Here is a 21,418-nt window from a genome sequence, read left to right on the forward strand (position 1 = left end):
TCCTCGGCCTCTCTTTCCCGCTCGAACGTTGTGAGCCCGGCTTATTTTTGATAAAATAGAGGGATAAATAGAAACGTTGTTTTTCCCTGCTGAGGGGAAAAGGGGGAAATATCATGCCAAAGGGCGAGGGAAAGACTGTCGCACAAAATAAAAAAGCATACCATGATTACTTTATTGAAGAAACATATGAAGCAGGTATCGTATTGCAAGGTACTGAAATTAAAGCAATTCGCGCCGGCAGAGTGAACCTTAAAGATGCCTTCGCACGAATCCAAAACGGCGAAGTCTTTTTATACAATATGCATGTCAGCCCGTACGAACAGGGAAACCGCTATAACCACGACCCATTGCGAACGAGAAAGCTGCTCCTTCATAAAAAGCAGATCAGTAAGCTGATCGGTGAAACAAAAGAAGAGGGATACTCACTTGTTCCTGTCAAGCTTTATTTGAAAAACGGATATGCGAAGGTATTAATTGGCCTTGCCAGAGGTAAAAAGAAATACGATAAGCGTGAAGACTTGAAAAAGAAAGAAGCAAAACGCGACATCGAGCGGGCCTTCCGGGACAGACAGAAGATATGATATGAGTATCCACTATTGAAAAATGCCAGCAATATGGTATAATAGTAATTGTCACTGTTGGTGGCAAAACTTAATGCTCATGATCTTGAGCGTACGTAACGCCTGCCTGTGACAGTCTGAAAAAAAAGACTTGCAGGACCTTTAATAATGGGGACGCTACGGATTCGACAGGGATAGTTTGAGCTTAGGTTGCGAGTCGAGGGGATCGGCCTCGTTAAAACGTCAAAGCCTATAACTGGCAAAGAAAACAACAACCTCGCTTTCGCTGCTTAATAACAGTCGATAGCGGTTCCTCCCTCCATTGCCCATGTGGTAGGGTAAGGGACTCACTTTAAGTGGGCTACGCCGGATTCCACCGTCTGAGGATGAAGGAAGAGAACAACCAGACTAGCTGCCCGGACGCCTGTCGATAGGCAGAAGGTTGCCGCGAAACGCTAATATGTCGACTACACTCGTAGAAGCTTAAGTGCCAATATTCTTGGACGTGGGTTCGATTAGTAATTAGTCGCCTTGTGTGGCAACACACAAGTGAAAATCTGGCTTTATCGGTGAAACCTAAGTCGCGGACGCGATAAGGCAATGCCGAGCGGTATGTGGAGCAATCCAACAGCCGTGTATCGACTTATAGGCTGCCATGACCTGAATGGTAGTACTAGGATGCGAGATCCTGCTTGATCCCAAGTAAATTTACATTTCGCATAAGACGCCAGAGGACCTGATCATTCAGGTTCAAGATATAGTCAGTGCCATGACGAAAGCATGGAACAGCATGTCCCACCGTCTCCACCATACATAACTATGGTGGTTTTTTATTTTTTTTGTGACTTGAACCATATTTTTGCCGCTTTGCACTGATATGCTTCAACTACTTCAATGACACGCTTAGGAAGAACTGTTTGATACAAATGTGACGTAAAGCATAACAAATGTCATAATTACTTACCTCCCAATCGATCAAAAATGTGGTTTTTTTGCATATCCGTCACTAGGAGAATATAAAAGAAACATAATGAAACGACTAGGATATTGATGATTTATACTCCAATAACTTCTTTTTCATATAAAGTAAAGAACTGTTGGCGATTTACATTGATTTACCTGAAGTAAATTATACAGGGTAAAAGGATTTTAGTATCAATATAAGGGAGTATACTAGTTATGTATAGGGTCCCGACAGAAAATCGCGATTCTGCCCGGGCCCATATATGTGTGAATAATATCCGATTTCTATTGTTTTTAATACATTAAAGGCAAAATTGAAATAGCCTTGAGGGTGTATGACGAAACTATAATCAAGCTTTACAGTTGGGCTCTTGGGAAGATTTTGGATAAGAATATTTATCACGAAAAATATTGATTTATTCGATATTATAAACATTTGCTGCCGTCGAATTAACTGATAAGATGTTAAACTTTTATCTGGATATCAATTTGTAATTATTTGATTTTAAATTTATTATTAAAAAATGTATGATCAGCAAAAAGATGCAAACAGTCTAGAAAAGCAGAGAGTGGGAAATCATATGCAGGAACAAGAATTGTCGAGAGGCCTTAAAAACAGGCACGTACAGCTAATCGCTATTGGCGGGGCAATCGGAACCGGATTATTCCTTGGAGCAGGAAAATCTATTCACTTAGCAGGACCATCGATTTTATTTGCTTACATGATTACAGGCGTAATTTGCTTTTTAATCATGCGCGCACTTGGAGAACTACTCTTAACCAATTTGAAATATCATTCTTTTGTTGACTTTATCAACGACTATTTAGGTAACATGGCAGCATTTATCACCGGCTGGACCTACTGGTTTTGCTGGATTTCAATCGCAATGGCCGACTTAACAGCAGTTGGTCTCTATACCCAATTTTGGTTTCCTGAAGTACCACAGTGGATGCCAGGATTGATTGCGCTTGTAATATTACTAATTATGAACCTTGCAACAGTAAAACTTTTTGGCGAAATGGAATTCTGGTTCGCATTAATTAAAGTCATCGCGATTCTAGCACTAATTGTTATCGGTATTTTTATGATTATTAAAGGTTTTTCCACCAATTCAGGCGCATCTAGCTTCACCAATCTATGGAGCCACGGCGGCATGTTCCCAAATGGCATAAATGGCTTTATCCTCTCATTCCAGATGGTGGTGTTTGCGTTTGTTGGCATTGAACTTGTCGGACTTACAGCAGGTGAAACAGAAGACCCAGAAAAAGTTATCCCAAAAGCAATCAACAATATCCCTATTCGGGTTTTAATTTTCTACGTTGGCGCACTGATTGTCATTATGAGTATTTATCCGTGGAACGCCATCAACCCCATGGCAAGCCCATTCGTACAAGTCTTCGTTGCGGTTGGTATCGCTGCAGCTGCTGGTATCGTCAATTTTGTCGTTCTGACATCGGCAGCTTCGGCATGTAACAGCGCCATCTTCAGTACAAGCCGGATGATATACTCACTTGCCAAAGATAAAAATGCACCTGTACCATTGACAAAACTTACTTCCCGTAAAGTACCATCGAATGCATTGTTCTTTTCAACTGTCGTTATTCTAATTGCCGTTGTTTTGAACTATGTAATGCCAGAAGGAGTATTTACGCTTATTACAAGTATTTCTACAGTATGTTTCATCTTTATTTGGGGGATTACTGTCATCAGCCATTTGAAATACCGTAAAACAAGACCAGATCTAGTGAAAGTGAATAAATTTAAATTGCCCCTTTATCCATTTTCCAATTACTTGATCCTCGCTTTCCTGTCGTTCGTTCTTGTCGTGCTAGCACTTGCGGAAGATACTCGTGTTGCCTTGTTCATAACTCCTGTTTGGTTTATTTTGCTGATTGCGGTTTATAAGATGCGGAAAACGAAGGCGAATCAAGCGAATCAGTGAAAGGTATCTATTTCTGAATAAACAAGTTACCCTTTATGGAGACATAATAAAAGTAAGAATATACGTAATAATATATACTTTTCGACCCGAACTAAACCTTGACAACCTCCACCTTGACGGTGGAGCTCAGGGAGAAGTGTTAGCGCACTTCTCTTTTTTATTATAAAAGAAAAACAGCGAAAAACGTAAGGGTCGTTAATCTCACTAAGAATATTTCCTGAGCATACTGTTCTGAGCTTGTGAGCGAGGAGTTTTGCTCCTTGCTTTTATTTTATAGCTAATCAGATGTGCTGTTTATGGCAAAAGCAAGTATTAATAGGTCGCAGTATATAGCTTCCATGATTTGTTCATTGCTAGTTTTTTCATAGTCATTAACAGTCGACCAAATTCTTTAAGAAATAAAAGTTGTTCGTATTCACTAATCATTATCATAACCTGTCCTTTACTGAAAAAAGTATTAGTTTATAGGTTAGCATTTTCATGGTCGGTGAGAAATTTTATGCTTTATCAGTGCAATAACCTCTTTTGCGCATCATATGCACTCAAACTCCGGTTGAACAATGCTTATCTTGTTGACAAACCATTCGAAAATGATATATTAATATAATAATACTTTAATACAAAAAAGCATAAAAGCTAAAAAGCGTTTAAGTGAAACGGCAAATTAGATAAGGTAGTTTTTTGTGGTCACCCATAAAGCCGATGCTTTTGTGGAAATGAGTAAAACGAGTGACATTACTTAATCAGCCTTTGGAGTTACCATTTAATAAGGTAAGTCGTCATAACCAACAATATAAAAGCTTCTACTGTACGGGGTGGTTGAGGTTATTATTGCATCGGTGTTCAGATGATCTTAGGATAGAAAGGTAAAAACGGAATGGAAACAAATCATCAGGATTTAAAAAAAGGCTTATTGCCGAGACATGTCCAGTTTATTGCGTTAGCAGGTATGATCGGAACGGGTATTTTTAAAGGCAGCTCTGAAACGTTAAGTATCGCAGGTCCGAGTGTCGTGGTTGCCTATTTAATAGGAGGACTTTTATTATTTATTGTAATGGCGGCGTTGGGAGAAATGGGTACCGTTTATCCAAATTTAAATGTTCAGCGTCTTGTGCATAAAGCTTTTGGATTTCAAACCTCGTTTATCGTAGGGTGGCTCTATTGGATTAATTGGATTCTCGTAACGATTGTAGAATTAATCGCTGCGGCAAGCTTTTTACAATATTGGTTTACTACTGTCCCACTATGGATTTTAAGTTTACTGTGTGCGGTTTTCATAGTCGGAATTAATTTATTTCAAGTAAAACACTATGGAGAATTGGAGTTTTGGTTTGCAGGAATTAAAATCGTTGCTTTAATACTCTTCATTTTATTAGGTATTTTCATCCTGCTGGGTATCTTCCCTAATTCCATTCAAGATCCTTTCTCCAACTATACCGCTCATGGCGGATTTTTCCCGAACGGTATCGGAGGAGTTATCAGCGCGTTTTTAGTTGTCATGTTCTCTTATGGTGGTGCAGAATTAATCGGGGTTGCTGTCACAGAGACAAAAGATGCGAAGCGAGTTTTACCGAAAGTGATTATGGGCACGGTTTGGAGAGTGATCATATTTTATGTCCTTCCCATTCTTATCATTTGCGGAATCATACCTTGGAACCAAGTTTCATCAGAAGATAGCCCTTTCGTTCAGGTATTCGACATGGCAGGGATTCCCGGCGCAGCTCATATCATGAATTTCGTTCTGATCACCGCAGTATTATCAGCGGCAAACTCAGGAATTTATGCCACATCAAGAACATTGTTTGCGATGGCTCAAAGCGGAGAAGCACCAAGAGCATTCTTAAAAACAACAAAAAATGGAATTCCTTTGAATGGTATTGCGATCACGACAATATGTATATTGATGGGAGTATTTCTAGCCTACAGGACGCCCGATCAGGTAATCGGCTATCTTATGTCCATTCCTGGTTTTACTATAATATTAATATGGCTAAGTATTTGTGCAGCACAATTGAAGCTTCGCCCTCAATATGATGGCCAGCCATCATTCCGGGTAAAATGGTATCCATTCATGACGATCGTTGCAATCTTGATGTTGGCCTTGATCTTCTTGGCGTTTATTTTTAACACAAATAATGTAATTGGCACATATGTATGCCTTGTAACGGTAGGAATTCTTATCCTACTGTCATTCATTTTAAAAAAGACAGAATAAATTCTATCAGTAATGCAAAGCACAATTTATTTCCTTAAAAAGGAAGGTAATCAGGTTGTGTGAAAAAAATAATGATTTGAAGAATTTTATTTAGTTAATATACGAAAAGCAATAAAAAAGAACATCGCTAGCGATGTTCTTTTTTATGCCTATGCCGTTGGTATTGGTGTAGGTGTTGGATGTTTACCCTCATATTTAAAATCGATATTCTCACGAATCGTTTTTAAATCTGTACCTTTTTCAAACTCTTGTTTCGCCTCACGGGCGATATCAACACAGACTTGTCAGCCAAAGCCCATGGTGTCTAATTTAGCTATGTCGCCGTCAACTGAATCTACAAAACAATTTGTGTTGCTTGTATGCCCGTCTTCTTCGTAACAGCCACAATAACAAGGCATGTAATTTAACACTTCTGGGTGTTCAACCGCAAATTGATAAGCTTCCAGGATCTCTTTGCTATCTGTATAATCCATAATCGCGGACCAATCATTGCTGCCGATTACATACTCCAATTTTGGCTGTTCTTGTTCAGCGTGGTTATGTTCTTGTTCACGAAGATTCTCTTCAGGATGCTCACTGCCACTGTCGTTTGACGCACAACCAGAAATGATGATAGAGCTTAGTAGCATTGGATAAATGAACTTCTTCATCTTCTTTCACCACTTTTCCTATTGAATACTTATAATCAAAGATAAATAGCTAGATAAGACAAATAGAATACTCATACAGAATGATAACATTGCCGGCGCTTTTTTGATCAATGTAAAAAGTGCTAAAACTAAAAACAGAACCGAAAGAATAATGAGAGAAACACTTGTTGTGTTCAATATAAGCTCTACAGTCATACCAGGTTGAAATTCGCCTTGATAAAATATTTTAAAAAGCTTAGACACACTTGTGTCCGTCACCAGTGTTTCATGAGGAGGGGATTGCTGTCCCATTGCTGCTGTTGCTGAGAATATCAGCAATATCACAACACTTTCTATTTTAGTCCAAGGTTTTGGATTGAAATTCTCATCACTTCTTAGTTTATTTTTGATCAATAAACTGTTCATAGTAGCATAGACAAGTAGTGGAACAATTAATAAATGCTTGATTAGCAATGCTTGCCCATATGGAATCATCCAAGCATTTGTGTAATCCTTAAAATCCGTTACAACACTCATTAAGATAAGCCCGGAAATAATTGTTACTGTGAAGCAAACCATCGCTACAGGCGTAAACCATTTCAGAAAGCGCAGCCAGTTGGAATGATCTTTTGAAAACCAACTTACAATAATGAGTATGCCAACCCAGACACTGATCGCTGTAAAGTGGGATGTATGGGTGAGAAATCCTTTCCACTCCACTATAGAAGTAGCGTGACTGGAGTAACCAAGTGCCAAAATTAACACCACTGTAAAGAATATGCCCACGTATGCATACAGCTGTTTTTTACGGTAATCAAACCAGACAATATAGATAAATAAAATATTTGAGATAAGGTAAGTGAATATCCACGCTTTCCCTATTTCAAAGGTAAATAAGACAGATTGTGTCGTCTGGGATAACCCGATATCTTGATACAAATGTAAGATTAACGATAGGACCGGGATAAAAGAAAAAATCGCTATTCCTCCGGTTGCAGTCATTAAAACTCCTTTTGGAACGTGTATATCCGGCCGTTTGCCAGCAGGTACGAGATATAAAAGAAAACTGCCGATAAGGAGGGCAAAACAAAGATATAAAAGAGTATCACTAATGACTCCCAAAACTAACATTAAACTATTTCTTCCTCCTCATCAGCCAGAAGAAGCTAACAATGATGATTATAACTAAAGCACCGATAATGGATGGGATCACAAAAGACGGCAATTTGTTATCAGAAGCCTCTGCAGATTGACCTGCTTTGTTCTCTTCCAACTGTTTTTCTTGCTGAGTCTGTTTGTGTTCGTCTTCTTCTGTTACCGGCTCGTCATCTGGCGCTTCAGCAGGCTCCTCAGCAGGCGTTTCTGCAACCGGTATCTCTACAGTGAAAGAATATTGTCCTTCTATCAGATGTCCGTCGGATCCGACGATTTTCCATAAAACTTGATAACTGCCATTTTCAAGTGTCTGTGATAAACTTCCTGTCATTTGATTCTCGCTAACAATGATGTTGTCTATTGCTATAACATCCCCAGTTGTATTTTTCAACTCAAATGTACTACCTTGTTCTACTTTTGATTCGAACGTTAAACTCACTTCATCTAGGTTTTCTGTTACAACTTGACCATCCGCTGGGGAAGAGCTTTCTAACCCAGTGTGTGCAAACGCATTAGTAGCAAATGCAGTGAACAACATTATAGTTAAAATAAATAATTTCTTTGTCATAATAGACCTCCATTCACAAAATACGTTCTCAATTCTACCAAAACTATCATTATTATTCAAACGAGTCTTTGTATATTACCAGATTCGTTTAAATACTGGTATTAATAGTGTTGGTAAAAATGTTTGGAGTACCGGAAAATGAGATAAAAGAGGAAGATGCATTTGGATAAGGAGTTAATCCGAAGGAACTTAGTCTAAATCTATTTTAATATAGTAGATTAATGAACAAACCAATCGTACGTGACGGCAGTAATTGCTGCGAGCTGCGCATCAAGGTATATCACCCGGGATTTAAATAGATTGTTAATAATAGTAAAACGCCGCAGGCACTTCATTTACGGCGTTTTTCGGTATTGCAGGATATACTGGCAACCGATATTGTCTATTACCTCCTGCCTTTGCTGTTGCTCTGCAAACAAACAACTTTTGTGTTATAATAAAGTTGTTACTTTCAGTAGAAAAGCAAAAAAGTAAATAGGGAGGTATAGGATGATTCAGTTTGAAAACATCATCAAAAAATATAATAAAAAAACAGTCATAGACAATTTCAGCCTGAATATTGAAGCCGGGCAGCTTGTAGTTTTCATCGGCCCAAGCGGATGCGGAAAAACGACCTTGCTCAAGATGGTCAACAGACTCATTCAGCCGTCATCCGGGAAGATTTTTGTGAATGGCCAGGATATTTCCACTGTCGACCCAATTGAATTACGCAGGAATATCGGGTATGTGATTCAAAACACCGGGCTCTTCCCACACATGTCCATCAAGGAAAACCTCGAACTCATCCCTAAGCTAAAAGGAGAAGATCCGCAAGCAATTGAAAAGCAAACAGAAGAGCTGCTTGAACTGGTTGGTTTGGATCCAAAGGAATACATGCACCGGTTTCCAAAGGAATTGAGCGGTGGACAGCAGCAACGGATCGGGGTAGCAAGAGCCTTCTCCACGAACTCCGATATCATCCTCATGGATGAACCCTTCAGCGCATTAGATCCCGTCACAAGAAGTTCCCTCCAGGAAGAACTTTTCAATATGCAGAAGGAATTGAACAAGACGATAATCTTTGTTACCCACGATATGGATGAAGCATATAAAATTGCGGATATGATTTGCCTGCTAAAAGATGGGGAAATCCTTCAGTACGATACGCCGGAGAATATTTTAAAGAATCCAGCATCGGAATTCGTTGAAAACTTTATCGGCAAAAGACGGGTTTGGAATAACCCAGAGGTCTTAAATGCACAGGACATCATGATTTCCAATCCTGTGAAGGTCACGCCGAAGCGCAACGTGCTGCAGGCGATAGAGATCATGAGAGAAAACAAGGTTGACAGCCTATTGGTGACTGATAAGAATAGTATTCTATTAGGACTGATCACGTTAAAAGATATCAAGCTGCAAGACCGGAATTCTGTTATCGGAGAAATTATGGAGCGCAACGTTCTTTCCGTTTCTAAAGATGCAAATTTGATTTCCGTTCTGAAAATGATGAATGATCATAAAATCGGCTATTTGCCAGTCGTCAACAGCGAAAAGCAATTGACCGGTCTGATCACGAGAAGCAGCATCCTGGCTGCGTTGAGCAGTCAGTTGATTGACTTGGAGGTGGCTTTTTAATGAGTGCATTTTTCGATTATGTAACGGCTAATTATAACCAGATTCTTAATTTACTGGGGCAACATATATTGCTGAGTGTCGTTTCTGTCCTTATTGCAGTCATCGTTGGGGTTCCTTTAGGGATCCTGGTTTCCAGGAACAAACACTTATCAAAACCCATTATTGGTTCGGCCAATGTCCTCCAGGCGGTACCTAGTTTGGCGCTGCTTGGTTTCCTGATTCCGTTTATCGGGATTGGAAGTACGCCAGCCATCGTCATGGTTGTTCTTTATTCATTGCTTCCGATTATAAAAAATACGTATACTGGCTTGACCAATATTGATGCGGATATTTTGGAGGCAGCAAAAGGAATCGGGTTGACCGGAAGCCAGACGATGAGGAAGATCCAGCTTCCGCTGGCGTTCCCGGTAATCATGGCGGGAATCAGGATTTCTGCGGTAACGGCTGTCGGACTGATGACGATTGCCGCATTCGTAGGAGCTGGCGGACTTGGCTATCTTGTGTTCTCAGGTGTGTCAACCGTCGATAACCATATGATTCTTGCCGGGGCGATTCCTGCTTGTATTCTGGCCCTGCTTATCGATTTTACGGTTGGGAAGCTTGAATCAAGGATTTCATATACGAATAAAACGAGTGCCTCAATGGCCAAAAAGAGTACTGGCCGCCGTTATGACAGGAAGGTCCTCATTCCGACAGCTGCTGCTGTGCTGATATTAGCAGGCATAGGAATGGCTTATGTCTATCCGATGGTCAGCGCGGAGGATAAAATTGTCGTCGGGTCGAAAAACTTTAGTGAGTCAATGGTTTTAGCGAATATGGTAGCGGATGTCATCGAGGATAAAACCGATCTCCAGGTAGAAAGAAAACTGAACCTTGGCGGGACGCAGGTCGTCTTCAATGCCATTAATAATGGCGATGTTGATATGTATGTGGAATATACCGGTACCGGGCTTGTCAGTATTTTAAAGAAAGAGGTTTCGAACGATCCTGATGAAGTCTATGATATTGTCGAAAATGAGTTTGCCGACCGGTACAATATTAAGACATTGAAGCCGCTGGGATTCAATAACACATATACGCTGGCTGTGAGGCAGGATACTGCAGACAAATACGGATTGGAGACTTTCTCGGACCTGGCCGCCGTAAGTAACGAATTGACCGTTGGCGCGACTATCGAGTTCACGAACAGGGACGATGGTTTAGCCGGACTTGCCGAAAAGTATAATATGCAATTTGGGGATGTGAAGGCGGTTGATGGCGGCTTGAGGTATACAGCATTGAAAAGCGGAGAAAGTGACGTAATTGATGCTTTTTCAACGGACGGATTACTCAAGGAGTTCAACCTCAAAGTGCTGGAAGATGACCAAAGCTTCTTCCCTCCTTACTATGCGGTTCCATTGGTAAAGGATGAGACATTAAAAGAATATCCTGAGCTGGAAAAAGCCATCAATATACTGGCAGGTATGCTTACGGACGATAAAATGCGCGAGCTGAACTATAAAGTGGATAGTCTGAAGCAATCTCCAGAGAAGGTTGCAGAAGAGTTTCTTAAAGAGGAAGGATTGGTAGACTGACAAGGCGGATCTGTCCGCCTTGTTTTTTTGTAATCCTAGTCAAATAACGTGCATCATCATATCCCATTCATGTTTACTCCGCCAGAAAATTCATGACGCGGTCGTAAGTCTTTTCATCACCAATAACTAACATGACATCTCCAGCCTCAATGCTCACATATGGTCCAGGTGAAATGATTAGTTCGCCATTCCTTTTCACGCCGATAATGGTGCCGCCAGTATTTTGCCAGAATTTCACCTCTGAAACGGTTTTGCCGATATGGCTGCACCGTGCTGATATCTCCACTTCTATTGGAGCAAGCGGATTCGTATGGCGCAGTTTCCCTGTATAATCGATTATATTATCGATTGTTTGAAATAGTTGTGCGTCCAGCCTTTCTCTCTCTTCAATCAGCTTTTTCATTTGCTTTTCTAAATCTCTGATGCTTGCCAAATTGGAAAACCTGTTGATGTATTTAAAGGCGTTCTTCCGGGCTCCGATGACTACGCCGCTTCCCTTTGTGGAATGGACAATTTCCACATCTTCTAAAATCTTTATCGCTTTTCTGACCGTTTCCGGGGATACATTATACTCACTCGCTAATGTCGACCTCCCATGGATCTTTTCTCCCTCTTTATACTTCTCAGTGTATATCCTGTTCGCAATGTCGATTGCGATTCGTTCGTAGGCTGGCATCTTGGCCCTAGGCATAAGCTACATTCCCATCCTTTTTAAAAAAGTATATACGGAAAAATGTTGTTGAAGAATTATGGGTTTTTTGCGCACAATCGTATTTAAAATCATTATTACAGACTACCAGGAACCATTCAAGCTGAATTAGGTGAACATACCATCCACCGTCCCGGAATGCCGAACTAAGTTTGATAAGTATGGACGGGATTATTAAGCGTAGAAGATTCTATTAATATTTCAATGACACCAACCCTCAATTAAATTCAATTGCCAATAAGAAAAGCTGCCATTAATGACAGCGCTCCAATCTTCAAGCTTGCAACCGTTAATGAAAGAGGATTTTATTTTTCGTTTTTCTGCTTTCTTATTTGTTTTTCTAGAACAAAAGTCAGATAACCAACGGATAGCAGTCCAATCCCACCCAGAATAACAGCTATGTGTTATTTGTCCTTATTCCAAAGAATTTTGAAAAATCCCCAAGGAATTATGAACAACTACTTTCAAGTTTAATTTAACTTCTTTCTGTTGAACGGGGTGCGCAGTTGATAAAAATTTTTCATTCCATGATTGAATTGAATAACGGCTACAACCCTTTACGGCATTTCATAAAGGGTTGTTTCGTTTTTTTCAGATTTCGATGAATCATATTTACCCATCAGTTCCCGCGGATCCAATGGAACCTAAGTAAACAGAACGATGTTATTGGTACGAGTTCTGATTGAAGCAATGTAAAGAACAATGAGGTTCAGCAGACTGGAATTGGCCGCCAACAATCGAACAACTAATTTTTCACCAGGCCGTGTGGGTCAATGACAAATTTTTTCGATGCGCCGCTATCGAACTCTTTGTAGCCACTAGGAGCTTCATCAAGAGAAATTAACGTAGCATTTACAGCTTTGGCAATTTGGGCTCTGCCGCTCAAAATCGCCATCATTAGTTCCCGATGGTACTTCATGACTGGCGTTTGTCCGGTCACAAAGGTGTGAGCCTTTGCCCAGCCTAAACCAAGCCGGATTTTTAAAGTGCCGTCTTTGGCATCATCATCAACAGCACCAGGATCCCCGGTCACGTACAGTCCAGGAATACCCAGTCGTCCTCCTGCTCTGGTGACTTCCATAATCGAATTCAAAACAGTTGCTGGAGCCTCTCCATGGGACATGCCGTGGCCATGTGCTTCAAAGCCAACACAGTCTATGGCACAGTCAACTTCTGGAACGCCTAAAATTTGCTCAATTTGTTCAGCAAGATTTGGGTACTCCCGTAAGTTTACTGTCTCACAGCCAAAGCTTTGAGCTTGTGCCAAACGTTCACCATTCAAGTCACCAACAATAACGGCAGATGCTCCCAACAGTTGTGCAGAATGAGCAGCAGCCAGGCCTACCGGACCCGCCCCCGCAACATAAACGGTCGCGCCTGGCTTTACTCCGGCACTGACAGCACCGTGATATCCAGTTGGAAAAATGTCGGAAAGCATTGTTAAATCAAGAATTTTCTCCATTGCTTGATCCTTATCAGGAAATTTCAGCAGCTGGAAATCAGCATAAGGAACCATTACGTACTCCGATTGTCCGCCGACCCAGCCGCCCATATCTACGTATCCGTATGCCGAACCTGGACGGTCGGGATTTACATTATCACAAATGTGCGTATGTTGTTCCCGGCAGCTCCTGCATCGGCCACACGCGATATTAAATGGAACAGAAACTAAATCACCCTTCTTGATAAATTCAACATCACTTCCTACTTCAATAACCTCGCCTGTTATCTCATGACCCAATACCAAACCACTTGGTGCTGTCGTCCGACCTCGTACCATATGCTGGTCGCTGCCACAAATGTTAGTCGTAACAACCTTAAGGATCACACCATGGTTGCATTTTCTTCCGACATTCAATGGGTTCACCCCGGGTCCATCTCTTAGAACCAGATCTGGATAGCTAATGTCGTGAACTTCTACTTTTCCTGGTTCAACATACACTACCGCTTTGTTACCGGCCATTCAAATCACTCCCCTAAAATAATAGATAGCTGCAAAGCTTGTAAACATTACCATTATATGAGGGGGTATTCCATTTATTCTGACAAGTTCAATAATTGATGAGGTTTTGTTGTTCGCGTTGAGGTGCCAGACAGATAGCACAACTAAGCAATACCGAGATGGATTGAATAGAAAAATATATATAGAAGGTCTCATATCATTATTTGTTGATAAAATAAACTGTCTTTTCATATACATTTGTAATGATGATCTGTAGTTTCGAATGGGAAGAACGCCGGGTCAAGCCAAGTTTTGAGAAGCACCGAAAGGCAGATTATCTGAGGCATGTTAAAATCCATAGGGAAACGCGTTCATGACTTACGAAGGAGCGCGGGTTGGGATCCGTCAGAGGCACCATATCTACATATGGTTTATCACACGAAATCGAATCGGTACACGAAAAGGTCAATGAGGATACCGGAATGCTGAAAGTAGCTGGAGTTGGAAATAAAAGAGACATTATTGACGTGAGTTGAAAATATTGTTTATGACTTTGTAAGCTTGCGATTTAGAGTGGCCTGGAGCCAAAAAAATTGAAGAGAACACAGGGAGAGGAAAAAATGGCGATACGACCACCGTTGTTGCAAAGAGGAGATACGATAGGATTGGTTACACCTGGCAGCCCTCTTGATGCTAATATTATTAATGCCAGAGTACAAACCTTGAGAGTTATGGGATTTAATGTAGTCTTTGGCAGGCATGTTTATGCCTATGAGGGCATCGTAGCTGCACCAGCAACGCAAAGGGCCGAGGATGTAATGGATATGTTCAGAGATCCGGGAGTGAAAATGATACTACCAACACGAGGAGGGACTGGGGTTCAGACCATTCTTCCTTATTTAGATTTTGCAGTGATAAGCGAGAACCCTAAAATTTTATCTGGTTATAGTGATATAACAGTTTTACTAAATAGTTTGTATCAATTTAGCAATTTAATTACCTTCCATAGTCTGATGCTTATTGATTTTAAACCAGACACACCTGCTTATAATTTTAATCAATTCTTCGAAGCAACCTCAACATCGGTTTCTCCCAGGACTATCCAAAATCCACCGGATATGCCTCTGATGAGTTTGGTACCAGGCAATGTAACGGGTCCAATAGTAGGTGGGAATATGACTTCGTTACTCAATACCCTTTGTACTCCATTTGAAATTGATACACGAGGAAAAATACTCTTTTTAGAAGAAATTCATGCACCTACTACAACGATTTTTCGGTATTTTACGCAACTCACGATGTCAGGTAAATTCCAGGATTGTCTTGGAATTATCATGGGACAATGTACGGATTGCCTTGTTTCTTATCAGACAACGTATCAAGACTTAATTAATGATTGGTTAGTCCCGTTGGGAAAACCTTTGATGGTCAACCTTGCTACAGGGCACGGTGTTTATAAAGCTGCTATTCCAATAGGTGCTACTGTTAATCTCGATACGGTAAATAATACATTGACTGTGCTCGAACCAACTGTTTCTTTGTGATGTAATAAAACATCCAATCAAAAAGGACCGGGTTGTATGAGACGTTTTTCTTCATACACAAATTTGGGTCTTATGCGATACACAAGTTTTTCTTTTTAAACTACCTGCCAGTTCATATTAAAGGTCAGCCGATACTTCTGGTTAACCATTTCGCATAACACAAAAGAGTAACCGTTTTAGGCTACTCTTATCTGTAACTAAGGAGTGCAACTGCTCCGGGACACAGTGGCAGTCCTTTTTCCACCATGTGCACCCTCATCGTGTGCCTTCGCATCCTCGAACGCGTCATAATTGTTTGATTTACATTGACCTTCCCAACGAGGAGAATGTTCAGCACAGTGTGCTTGATATCCCCTAAGGTCATTTGGCTCTGGAAAAAGCTGTGTAAGTTCGTTTTCGTCCAAATAAATCACCTCCTACTCCTTAACTTGCGACAAAATATCTGTGAATATAAGGGAAAATTAAAGAAAGTGCATTACCATAAGGCTTAGGTTGTAAGAGTCAACCACAATTTCTAGTGGCAGACAAAAAGGCTGTGAGAGAGGATTGCAAAGGGGAGTTTCTAAGCCTGTATTTTTCTTACATACGGAAAAAAATCTACCCCTGTCTTGTTAAAACAAATATAACATATGTTTTTTATAAGTATACTTTCACCTTTTCTACACAACTTATTTAAATGGAGGTGATGCGTATGAAAGACAACAAGTTCAGTTTTGACGACAACTTACTTGAGCATAATGAATTCGAAGGACTAAAAAAGGGCAAAGGAAAAGAAAAATCAGATGATGAGTCAAATCCTCAAGGTTTAGGGGCACCACTACCTAAAAATGCAGAATAACCTGCAGAAAGGATGACAGCTTGCAGCTCATTTCTAGCCAATCGATCAAAGTGTGCTTGACAATGGATAATTGATGCACAAAAAATCTATTTCCTTATGCTATGCAGAACAAGAAAGCCTTCATGCTGATTATCGTTCTAGTCAATCCGACAGATCCTAGTTATACCATGTGAATAATTACTGCTCCTTTCAGTGATAATAACTTTAAGGCTAATTTCAAATGGTTAGGAGGAAGAGAATGGACGATAAGCAAAAATACCCGCCAAAAGATACCGGAACATTAACCGATTACCATTCTGGCACTGGCAAAGATCGAACTTCTAAGTCAATGCCAGTAGCTGAAAATAAGGAAACTAAAGATACGATAAGATCGCTTATTGACGATTAATACGAAGATCAACGGAGGCTGAACAGCCGTCACTTTTTCCTTTCATATCCTTTCATAGTAATCATTAATCATTGAACTTTACATGTGAAATGGGTATTATAGTAATACTGGCTGCGTTGTTCGTAATCATAATAAAGTTTTAACCTTTAAGCTGTAATCGGGAGTTTTAATTGAAGCTGAAATGACAAGCCTCTGTCTATATGACAAGGAGGACATGCAGGAAGGTTTCTGCGAACACCCACTTTAAGGAGTGGTGGTTTAAAACTTTCTTATATTAATACGGCATACGTGGCTTTTAATCTTTAAATCCAAACCAGTCGCCAATTGGCAACTGGTTTTTTTGTATATATGCAATGCACAACAACTAAGATTTAAGCAATTACCGATAATTTAGATTTCCCCCAAATTCTTCAGTCGTTGCTATTCTCGCTGTGTCGGCGTGTTACGGAGCCCGTTTTCAGCCATTCTTCACTCTTTTACATACCTGTTTCCTTGTGAGATGTTCTAAATAATCATCTAATTGTGTTATCCATGCGGAGGCAGTGTCTTCATCGTAGCGATGTTCAATCGCCTTGGCGATTAAATAGTCGGAGATGGCAGGATTCTTTGGCAGGATAGGCCCGTGCAAATAGGTTCCGATCAAGTTTTTATACAGCAAACCCTCTAATCCGCTATCATCGTTGTTCCCGCTTCCTTTTTCCACTTTCCCTAATGGGCGATAAGAATGATAAGTTCGTCCGGCATGGTTTTCAAACCCGACGATTTCCCCAAATAACTCAGACTGGACTAGAATATTCCCGGTAAGCCTCGGTTGCTTTGCTACTGTATAAAAGTCCAATATTCCTAAACACTCCAATTCATTACCGTTTGCATCAATATATTGGTTGCCCAAAAATTGATATCCGCCACAAATGGTCAGGCCTGGGACTCCGCTTTCGATTTTTTCTTTTAATTGGATCTTGATGTTCTGCAGTTCAGCTGTTACTACGCTCTGTTCCCTGTCGCTTCCCCCGCCTATAAAAAATAAATCCATATCTTCTAGTGTTACGCCATCTGTGCTTCTTATTTCTTTTATATTTAGATTAATTCCTCGCCACTCAGAGCGCTTGGCTAAGCTGATAATATTGCCACGATCACCATAGAGATTGAGCTTGTCCGGGAAAAAATAATACAAAGTCAGCTGTTTGGATGATTGTAACGGAACTTTCCTTTCCAAAATGATCACCCCTTAACATTTTTCAACCGATTTACAAACGCTTTTCTTGTTGGCTGCAGGGCCGAATAGTTGGTGACGACATAGCTGTTCAGCTGTCTTTTCAATAGTTCCTCCACTGCAAGGTCGACATTTTGGATGATTTCCAGTTTGTGTTCAGGGATGCCAGCATACTTTAAACGGACAGCCATGTCCTCTGCCCTTAAACCGCTGCATATGATCCGGTCAGTAAGACTGCTGTTTATCTTTTCATAATCAGCGTCCCAAATCCAGGATATATCCCGGCCGTCATCGCCTAAATCATTTAAAGGGAGCAAATACTGTTTTCGCTCATGGTTCATGTTTGATTCCGATAAACTGACATTCATGCCGGCCGGGTTCTTAGCCAGATTTAACACTACATGGTTATCCTTGTGTTCGAACCGTTCCATCCGTCCGTTTTCGACGTGAAATGTTGATAGCGCATTTTGGATTTGTTCAGGACTCAGGCCGCTTTCTATACAAACGCTGATGGCAGCCAAAGCATTGATGGCGTTATACGAACCCAAAATAGGTACAGAAAAGTCTCCAACGTTTGTCTTTATAGATAAGCCTTCATTCACTTCCAAATGCTTGATTTCATATTTAGGACTTTTGCGTCCAAAACCGCATGGGCAGCTATAATGGCCAATCTGCCCATAGTGAGTGTGTTTGTATTGAAGACGTTCGCCGCATTGAGGACAAAACGTAGATTCAATCATATTGTGCTGCTCAAAAGCAAAAGCATGCTTGCCTAAACCGAAGTATTCGGCTTCCAAGCCGAGATAGCCTAAACGGGTGACGAAAGGATCATCTGCATTTAAAATAAGTTTTACCGCAGTTCGCTTTAAAACGTCACCAATTTTATTAACCAGGATGTCAATTTCCCCAAAACGATCGAGCTGATCCCGAAAGAAGTTTGTAAAAACCATCAGTCCTGGCTGGATTTCTTTCGTTACTCTTTCAATTGAACCTTCATCAATCTCTATGACTGCTATATCAGCTTTTTTCCTTCTCAGTAGCCCTTCGTTTTTAATGAATGCTGTTGTGATGCCGGTAATCATATTGGAACCTTCAGAATTATGTATTATACGAAAACCATTTTCGCTGAGGATATGCCCGACGATTTGGGAGGTTGTCGTCTTGCCGTTCGTTCCACTGATAAAAATGATTTTATCAGTATTGTTTGCTAACTTTTTCAAGATGTCCTTATCGATTTTCCGTGCTACTACACCTGGCAGGTTGCTCCCACTTTTATGTAATAAGCGGCTCGCCTTATGAGTCATTTTTGCCGCTAATATTGATGTTTTTACTGGCACTTATGTTCGCCTCTCAATCTGCTCAGATGTTTGTCCCCCTCGGCCATGCCGGTGCCAGCTAATGTTAAGCGAGATGAATTGCTCTACGATTGTCGCATGGATTCCCAATAGCTTTCCTCGTCACCAAAAAACTCTGATAATACGCCATTTAGTGATTGAAGCTTGTCGATAAAACCGTTTAAATCACAAGTGTGGAAAGTGTCTTTAAGTTCACGATTTTCCTCTGTGATCGAATACACATGAATTTCCATACAGCCATCCCATCTGGCATTCACATCCCATTTGCCGTCTTCGCTTTCCAGTTCAAGCGCAGCGGTACCGCCATGGTCTCTTTTATGCTCGGTTTTAATTACCCACATGCAAAACACTCCTCTGTTGGATTGCCAATACTAGATTAAGTTTTCCATGTTTCTTTGCTTTTATTACTTCGTCAAGACATCCGATTCAGTTCATTTCTAATGGATTGGCTAGCGGGGCAAGTTTATCAAAAAGAAACAATGTTATTTTGAAAATGAATATAGTCTATGCAGTCGTGCAATTATGGTTGATCATTCATAAAAGGGACTTCCATTTGGATGTCCCTTTTATTAAGTTCGCTATAAAATTTAAAGGTTCAATTTAAACCCTTTAATTACCTCTTGTAATTTTTCTGCCAGATCACTTAAATGCTTGGAGGAGTTAATGATTCCTTCGCTGCCGGCTACAACTTCCTGAGTAGCTGCCGCAACGGTTTCTACACTTTTGCTGGTGTCTTTAGTGCCTTCTTCGATATTTGCGATGGTTCCTTTTATTTATCTTATGCTAAATTAGCCTTGCGAAGTATCATAAGATTTGTAAACAGATCCACTCCAATTAACTTCTTAACTTCATTTATCAAGCACTTTTTCCCTTCACTAAATGAGCGGTCTGCCGGCATCTGGTGAAAGGTTCGGATCCCCCTTGCCTTCAATCAAAAAAGGATCCGTATTTTTTTCGCTTATTTTTTCCGGTAATATACTCCTGTTTTTTACATTTTTATCCTTTTCCTTACCTTTGTTTTGTCCTTTTTCTTCTGTCATGATGTCAACCTCCTGGAGATAGTCTCTGTTGAAACAATGCATTTATACCCATCTGTTGACATAGAGAAGGCCTGATTTCCCTCTGAAAACCAAGTTTTCTTCTATGAACTATGAAATGTTAATAGGTACTTAGCTTTTTCTTTTATCGTTAAAAGGCAGAAGATCAATATTATATCTATGATAAGTACATGAAAACCACAAAGAGTTTGAAATACTCTTTGTGGGTTTCCTCGTTTACTCTGCTAACTGATTGTTATAGCCTTTCTTTGTTTCCAAATTACATTCACCACAGCAGCGAGCCAAAGGGTTGCAAGCACTGAATATGTGTAAAGACTTGTCGTATAAGATACTTCTAATGCTCCCAGTAAAGTCCTGATATTCGTCAAAATAATAATACCACCGACGAGCGTTCCCAATAGGTTAGTCGGTATGATTTTGACCAACCAAGCTGCAATCGGAGCTGCGATAATACCCCCGATCATTAATGCAACTACCCATTGGAGATGAATCTGCGTCCATCCTAAAGTAATAAGAAAACCTAGAGTAGAAGATACGGCAATTGCGAATTCACTTGTATCGACTGAACCAATTACTTTCCTCGGTTCCATTTTGCCGCTGGTTAGCAGTACAGGTGTTGCAATTGGCCCCCATCCTCCACCACCAGTAGCGTCAAAAAAGCCTGCAATAAACCCGAGTGGTACAAAGTGTTTTTTCCCCATGTTTGTTTTGGCAATTTGACTGGAAGGATTGAACTTGAACAGGAAACGATAAATTACATAGACACCCAATAGCAATAAGAAAAACGAAACATATGGTTTAACTATGTCACCAGGAATGCTGCCTAAAAAACAAGCACCTATAAAAGCCCCAATAGAACCAGGTATGATTAATTTGAGGACAACTTGTTTATCTACATTACCAAATCGAATATGCGATACACCCGAAGCAGCAGTAGTTACAACTTCTGCCATATGAACAGAAGCAGATGCAACAGCTGGTGCAATACCAAACATAAGCAATAATGAGGTGGAAGTAACTCCATATGCCATACCCAATGAACCATCCACCAACTGTGCTGCTAAGCCGATCAAAGCAAGAACGATTAACCTTCGCAAAAAAACCTCTCCTTTTTCAAAATTTCCTGAATAGACTTGTTATAGGGAACTAC

Annotated in this window: 20 protein-coding genes and 2 other RNA genes; 11 read left to right on the plus strand and 11 right to left on the minus strand. The window is 40.4% G+C overall.

The window, feature by feature from the left end; genetic code table 11:
• Nucleotides 1-113: 113 nt before the first annotated feature.
• From smpB to CVD23_RS00255, 4 genes are all read left to right on the plus strand, one after another.
• Nucleotides 114-581, plus strand: a complete 468-nt coding sequence (smpB, locus tag CVD23_RS00240) for an SsrA-binding protein SmpB (RefSeq protein ID WP_101575978.1) — start codon at nucleotides 114-116, stop codon at nucleotides 579-581.
• A gap of 157 nt (nucleotides 582-738) precedes the next feature.
• Nucleotides 739-1,078: a transfer-messenger RNA gene (ssrA, locus tag CVD23_RS00245) on the plus strand.
• 1,026 nt (nucleotides 1,079-2,104) lie between these two features.
• On the plus strand, nucleotides 2,105-3,466 hold the full coding sequence (locus tag CVD23_RS00250) for an amino acid permease (RefSeq protein ID WP_101664625.1): 1,362 nt from the start codon (nucleotides 2,105-2,107) through the stop codon (nucleotides 3,464-3,466).
• A gap of 877 nt (nucleotides 3,467-4,343) precedes the next feature.
• A complete protein-coding gene (locus tag CVD23_RS00255) occupies nucleotides 4,344-5,681 on the plus strand; it encodes an amino acid permease (protein ID WP_101664627.1) in 1,338 nt (445 codons plus the stop codon).
• Between the two features lie 149 nt (nucleotides 5,682-5,830).
• On the opposite strand, the gene CVD23_RS00265 is transcribed toward CVD23_RS00255, so the two are convergent.
• The 3 genes from CVD23_RS00265 to CVD23_RS00275 are packed head-to-tail and all read right to left on the minus strand — an operon-like array spanning nucleotide 5,831 to nucleotide 8,033.
• A complete protein-coding gene (locus tag CVD23_RS00265) occupies nucleotides 5,831-6,331 on the minus strand; it encodes a PCYCGC motif-containing (lipo)protein (protein WP_308303499.1) in 501 nt (166 codons plus the stop codon).
• Between the two features lie 18 nt (nucleotides 6,332-6,349).
• Nucleotides 6,350-7,441 carry a copper resistance D family protein gene (locus CVD23_RS00270; RefSeq protein WP_101664629.1) on the minus strand — a complete coding sequence of 364 codons (1,092 nt, stop codon included), beginning with the start codon at nucleotides 7,439-7,441 and terminating at the stop codon, nucleotides 6,350-6,352.
• 4 nt (nucleotides 7,442-7,445) lie between these two features.
• On the minus strand, nucleotides 7,446-8,033 hold the full coding sequence (locus CVD23_RS00275; protein ID WP_101664631.1) for a copper resistance CopC family protein: 588 nt from the start codon (nucleotides 8,031-8,033) through the stop codon (nucleotides 7,446-7,448).
• Nucleotides 8,034-8,522: 489 nt separating this feature from the next.
• On the opposite strand from CVD23_RS00275, the gene CVD23_RS00280 reads away from it, so the two are divergent.
• Nucleotides 8,523-9,647, plus strand: a complete 1,125-nt coding sequence (locus CVD23_RS00280) for a betaine/proline/choline family ABC transporter ATP-binding protein (protein ID WP_101664633.1) — start codon at nucleotides 8,523-8,525, stop codon at nucleotides 9,645-9,647.
• Complete coding sequence (locus CVD23_RS00285) at nucleotides 9,647-11,221, plus strand: ABC transporter permease/substrate-binding protein (RefSeq protein ID WP_101577431.1); 1,575 nt, start codon at nucleotides 9,647-9,649, stop codon at nucleotides 11,219-11,221. Before CVD23_RS00280 ends, CVD23_RS00285 begins: the two co-directional genes overlap by 1 nt.
• A 73-nt stretch (nucleotides 11,222-11,294) precedes the next feature.
• Here the strand turns inward: CVD23_RS00285 and CVD23_RS00290 are convergent, their stop codons facing one another.
• The gene (locus CVD23_RS00290) at nucleotides 11,295-11,912 is read right to left on the minus strand and encodes a TrkA C-terminal domain-containing protein (RefSeq protein ID WP_101664635.1); all 618 of its coding nucleotides are present in this window, start codon (nucleotides 11,910-11,912) and stop codon (nucleotides 11,295-11,297) included.
• Between the two features lie 763 nt (nucleotides 11,913-12,675).
• Nucleotides 12,676-13,893 (minus strand): formaldehyde dehydrogenase, glutathione-independent, encoded by a 1,218-nt coding sequence (gene fdhA / locus CVD23_RS00295; protein WP_101664637.1) that lies wholly within the window; start codon nucleotides 13,891-13,893, stop codon nucleotides 12,676-12,678.
• A gap of 374 nt (nucleotides 13,894-14,267) precedes the next feature.
• Between fdhA and CVD23_RS21710 the strand changes: the two genes are divergently transcribed.
• Nucleotides 14,268-14,408: a hypothetical protein gene (locus tag CVD23_RS21710; RefSeq protein ID WP_180955443.1), complete on the plus strand. Its 141-nt coding sequence runs from the start codon at nucleotides 14,268-14,270 to the stop codon at nucleotides 14,406-14,408.
• A gap of 84 nt (nucleotides 14,409-14,492) precedes the next feature.
• Nucleotides 14,493-15,416, plus strand: coding sequence for a S66 peptidase family protein (locus CVD23_RS00300; protein WP_101664639.1), 924 nt, complete (start codon nucleotides 14,493-14,495; stop codon nucleotides 15,414-15,416).
• A 197-nt stretch (nucleotides 15,417-15,613) separates the two neighbouring features.
• Here the strand turns inward: CVD23_RS00300 and CVD23_RS00305 are convergent, their stop codons facing one another.
• Nucleotides 15,614-15,820 (minus strand): hypothetical protein, encoded by a 207-nt coding sequence (locus CVD23_RS00305; protein ID WP_101577424.1) that lies wholly within the window; start codon nucleotides 15,818-15,820, stop codon nucleotides 15,614-15,616.
• Nucleotides 15,821-16,107: 287 nt separating this feature from the next.
• Here CVD23_RS00305 and CVD23_RS21715 point away from each other — a divergent pair, with 287 nt between their 5' ends.
• From CVD23_RS21715 to ssrS, 3 genes are all read left to right on the plus strand, one after another.
• A complete protein-coding gene (locus CVD23_RS21715; RefSeq protein WP_180955445.1) occupies nucleotides 16,108-16,254 on the plus strand; it encodes a hypothetical protein in 147 nt (48 codons plus the stop codon).
• A 238-nt stretch (nucleotides 16,255-16,492) separates the two neighbouring features.
• Entirely contained in the window at nucleotides 16,493-16,642 is a 150-nt protein-coding gene (locus tag CVD23_RS21720; RefSeq protein WP_180955447.1) for a hypothetical protein, read from the plus strand.
• Between the two features lie 105 nt (nucleotides 16,643-16,747).
• Nucleotides 16,748-16,941: non-coding RNA, 6S RNA (ssrS, locus tag CVD23_RS00310), on the plus strand.
• A 158-nt stretch (nucleotides 16,942-17,099) separates the two neighbouring features.
• Here ssrS and CVD23_RS00315 read toward each other — a convergent pair.
• The 5 genes from CVD23_RS00315 to CVD23_RS00330 form a co-directional block, all read right to left on the minus strand.
• Entirely contained in the window at nucleotides 17,100-17,858 is a 759-nt protein-coding gene (locus CVD23_RS00315; protein ID WP_101664641.1) for a type 1 glutamine amidotransferase, read from the minus strand.
• A gap of 5 nt (nucleotides 17,859-17,863) precedes the next feature.
• On the minus strand, nucleotides 17,864-19,192 hold the full coding sequence (locus CVD23_RS00320) for a Mur ligase family protein (RefSeq protein ID WP_257987798.1): 1,329 nt from the start codon (nucleotides 19,190-19,192) through the stop codon (nucleotides 17,864-17,866).
• 83 nt (nucleotides 19,193-19,275) lie between these two features.
• Entirely contained in the window at nucleotides 19,276-19,551 is a 276-nt protein-coding gene (locus tag CVD23_RS00325; RefSeq protein WP_101577422.1) for a hypothetical protein, read from the minus strand.
• Between the two features lie 534 nt (nucleotides 19,552-20,085).
• Entirely contained in the window at nucleotides 20,086-20,250 is a 165-nt protein-coding gene (locus tag CVD23_RS21725; RefSeq protein WP_180955448.1) for a hypothetical protein, read from the minus strand.
• 242 nt (nucleotides 20,251-20,492) lie between these two features.
• Nucleotides 20,493-21,365 carry a sulfite exporter TauE/SafE family protein gene (locus CVD23_RS00330; RefSeq protein ID WP_101664643.1) on the minus strand — a complete coding sequence of 291 codons (873 nt, stop codon included), beginning with the start codon at nucleotides 21,363-21,365 and terminating at the stop codon, nucleotides 20,493-20,495.
• Nucleotides 21,366-21,418: the final 53 nt, after the last annotated feature.

It is taken from the genome of Bacillus sp. V33-4, from assembly GCF_002860225.1.
GTDB classification, from domain to species: domain Bacteria; phylum Bacillota; class Bacilli; order Bacillales; family Cytobacillaceae; genus Bacillus_BJ; species Bacillus_BJ canaveralius.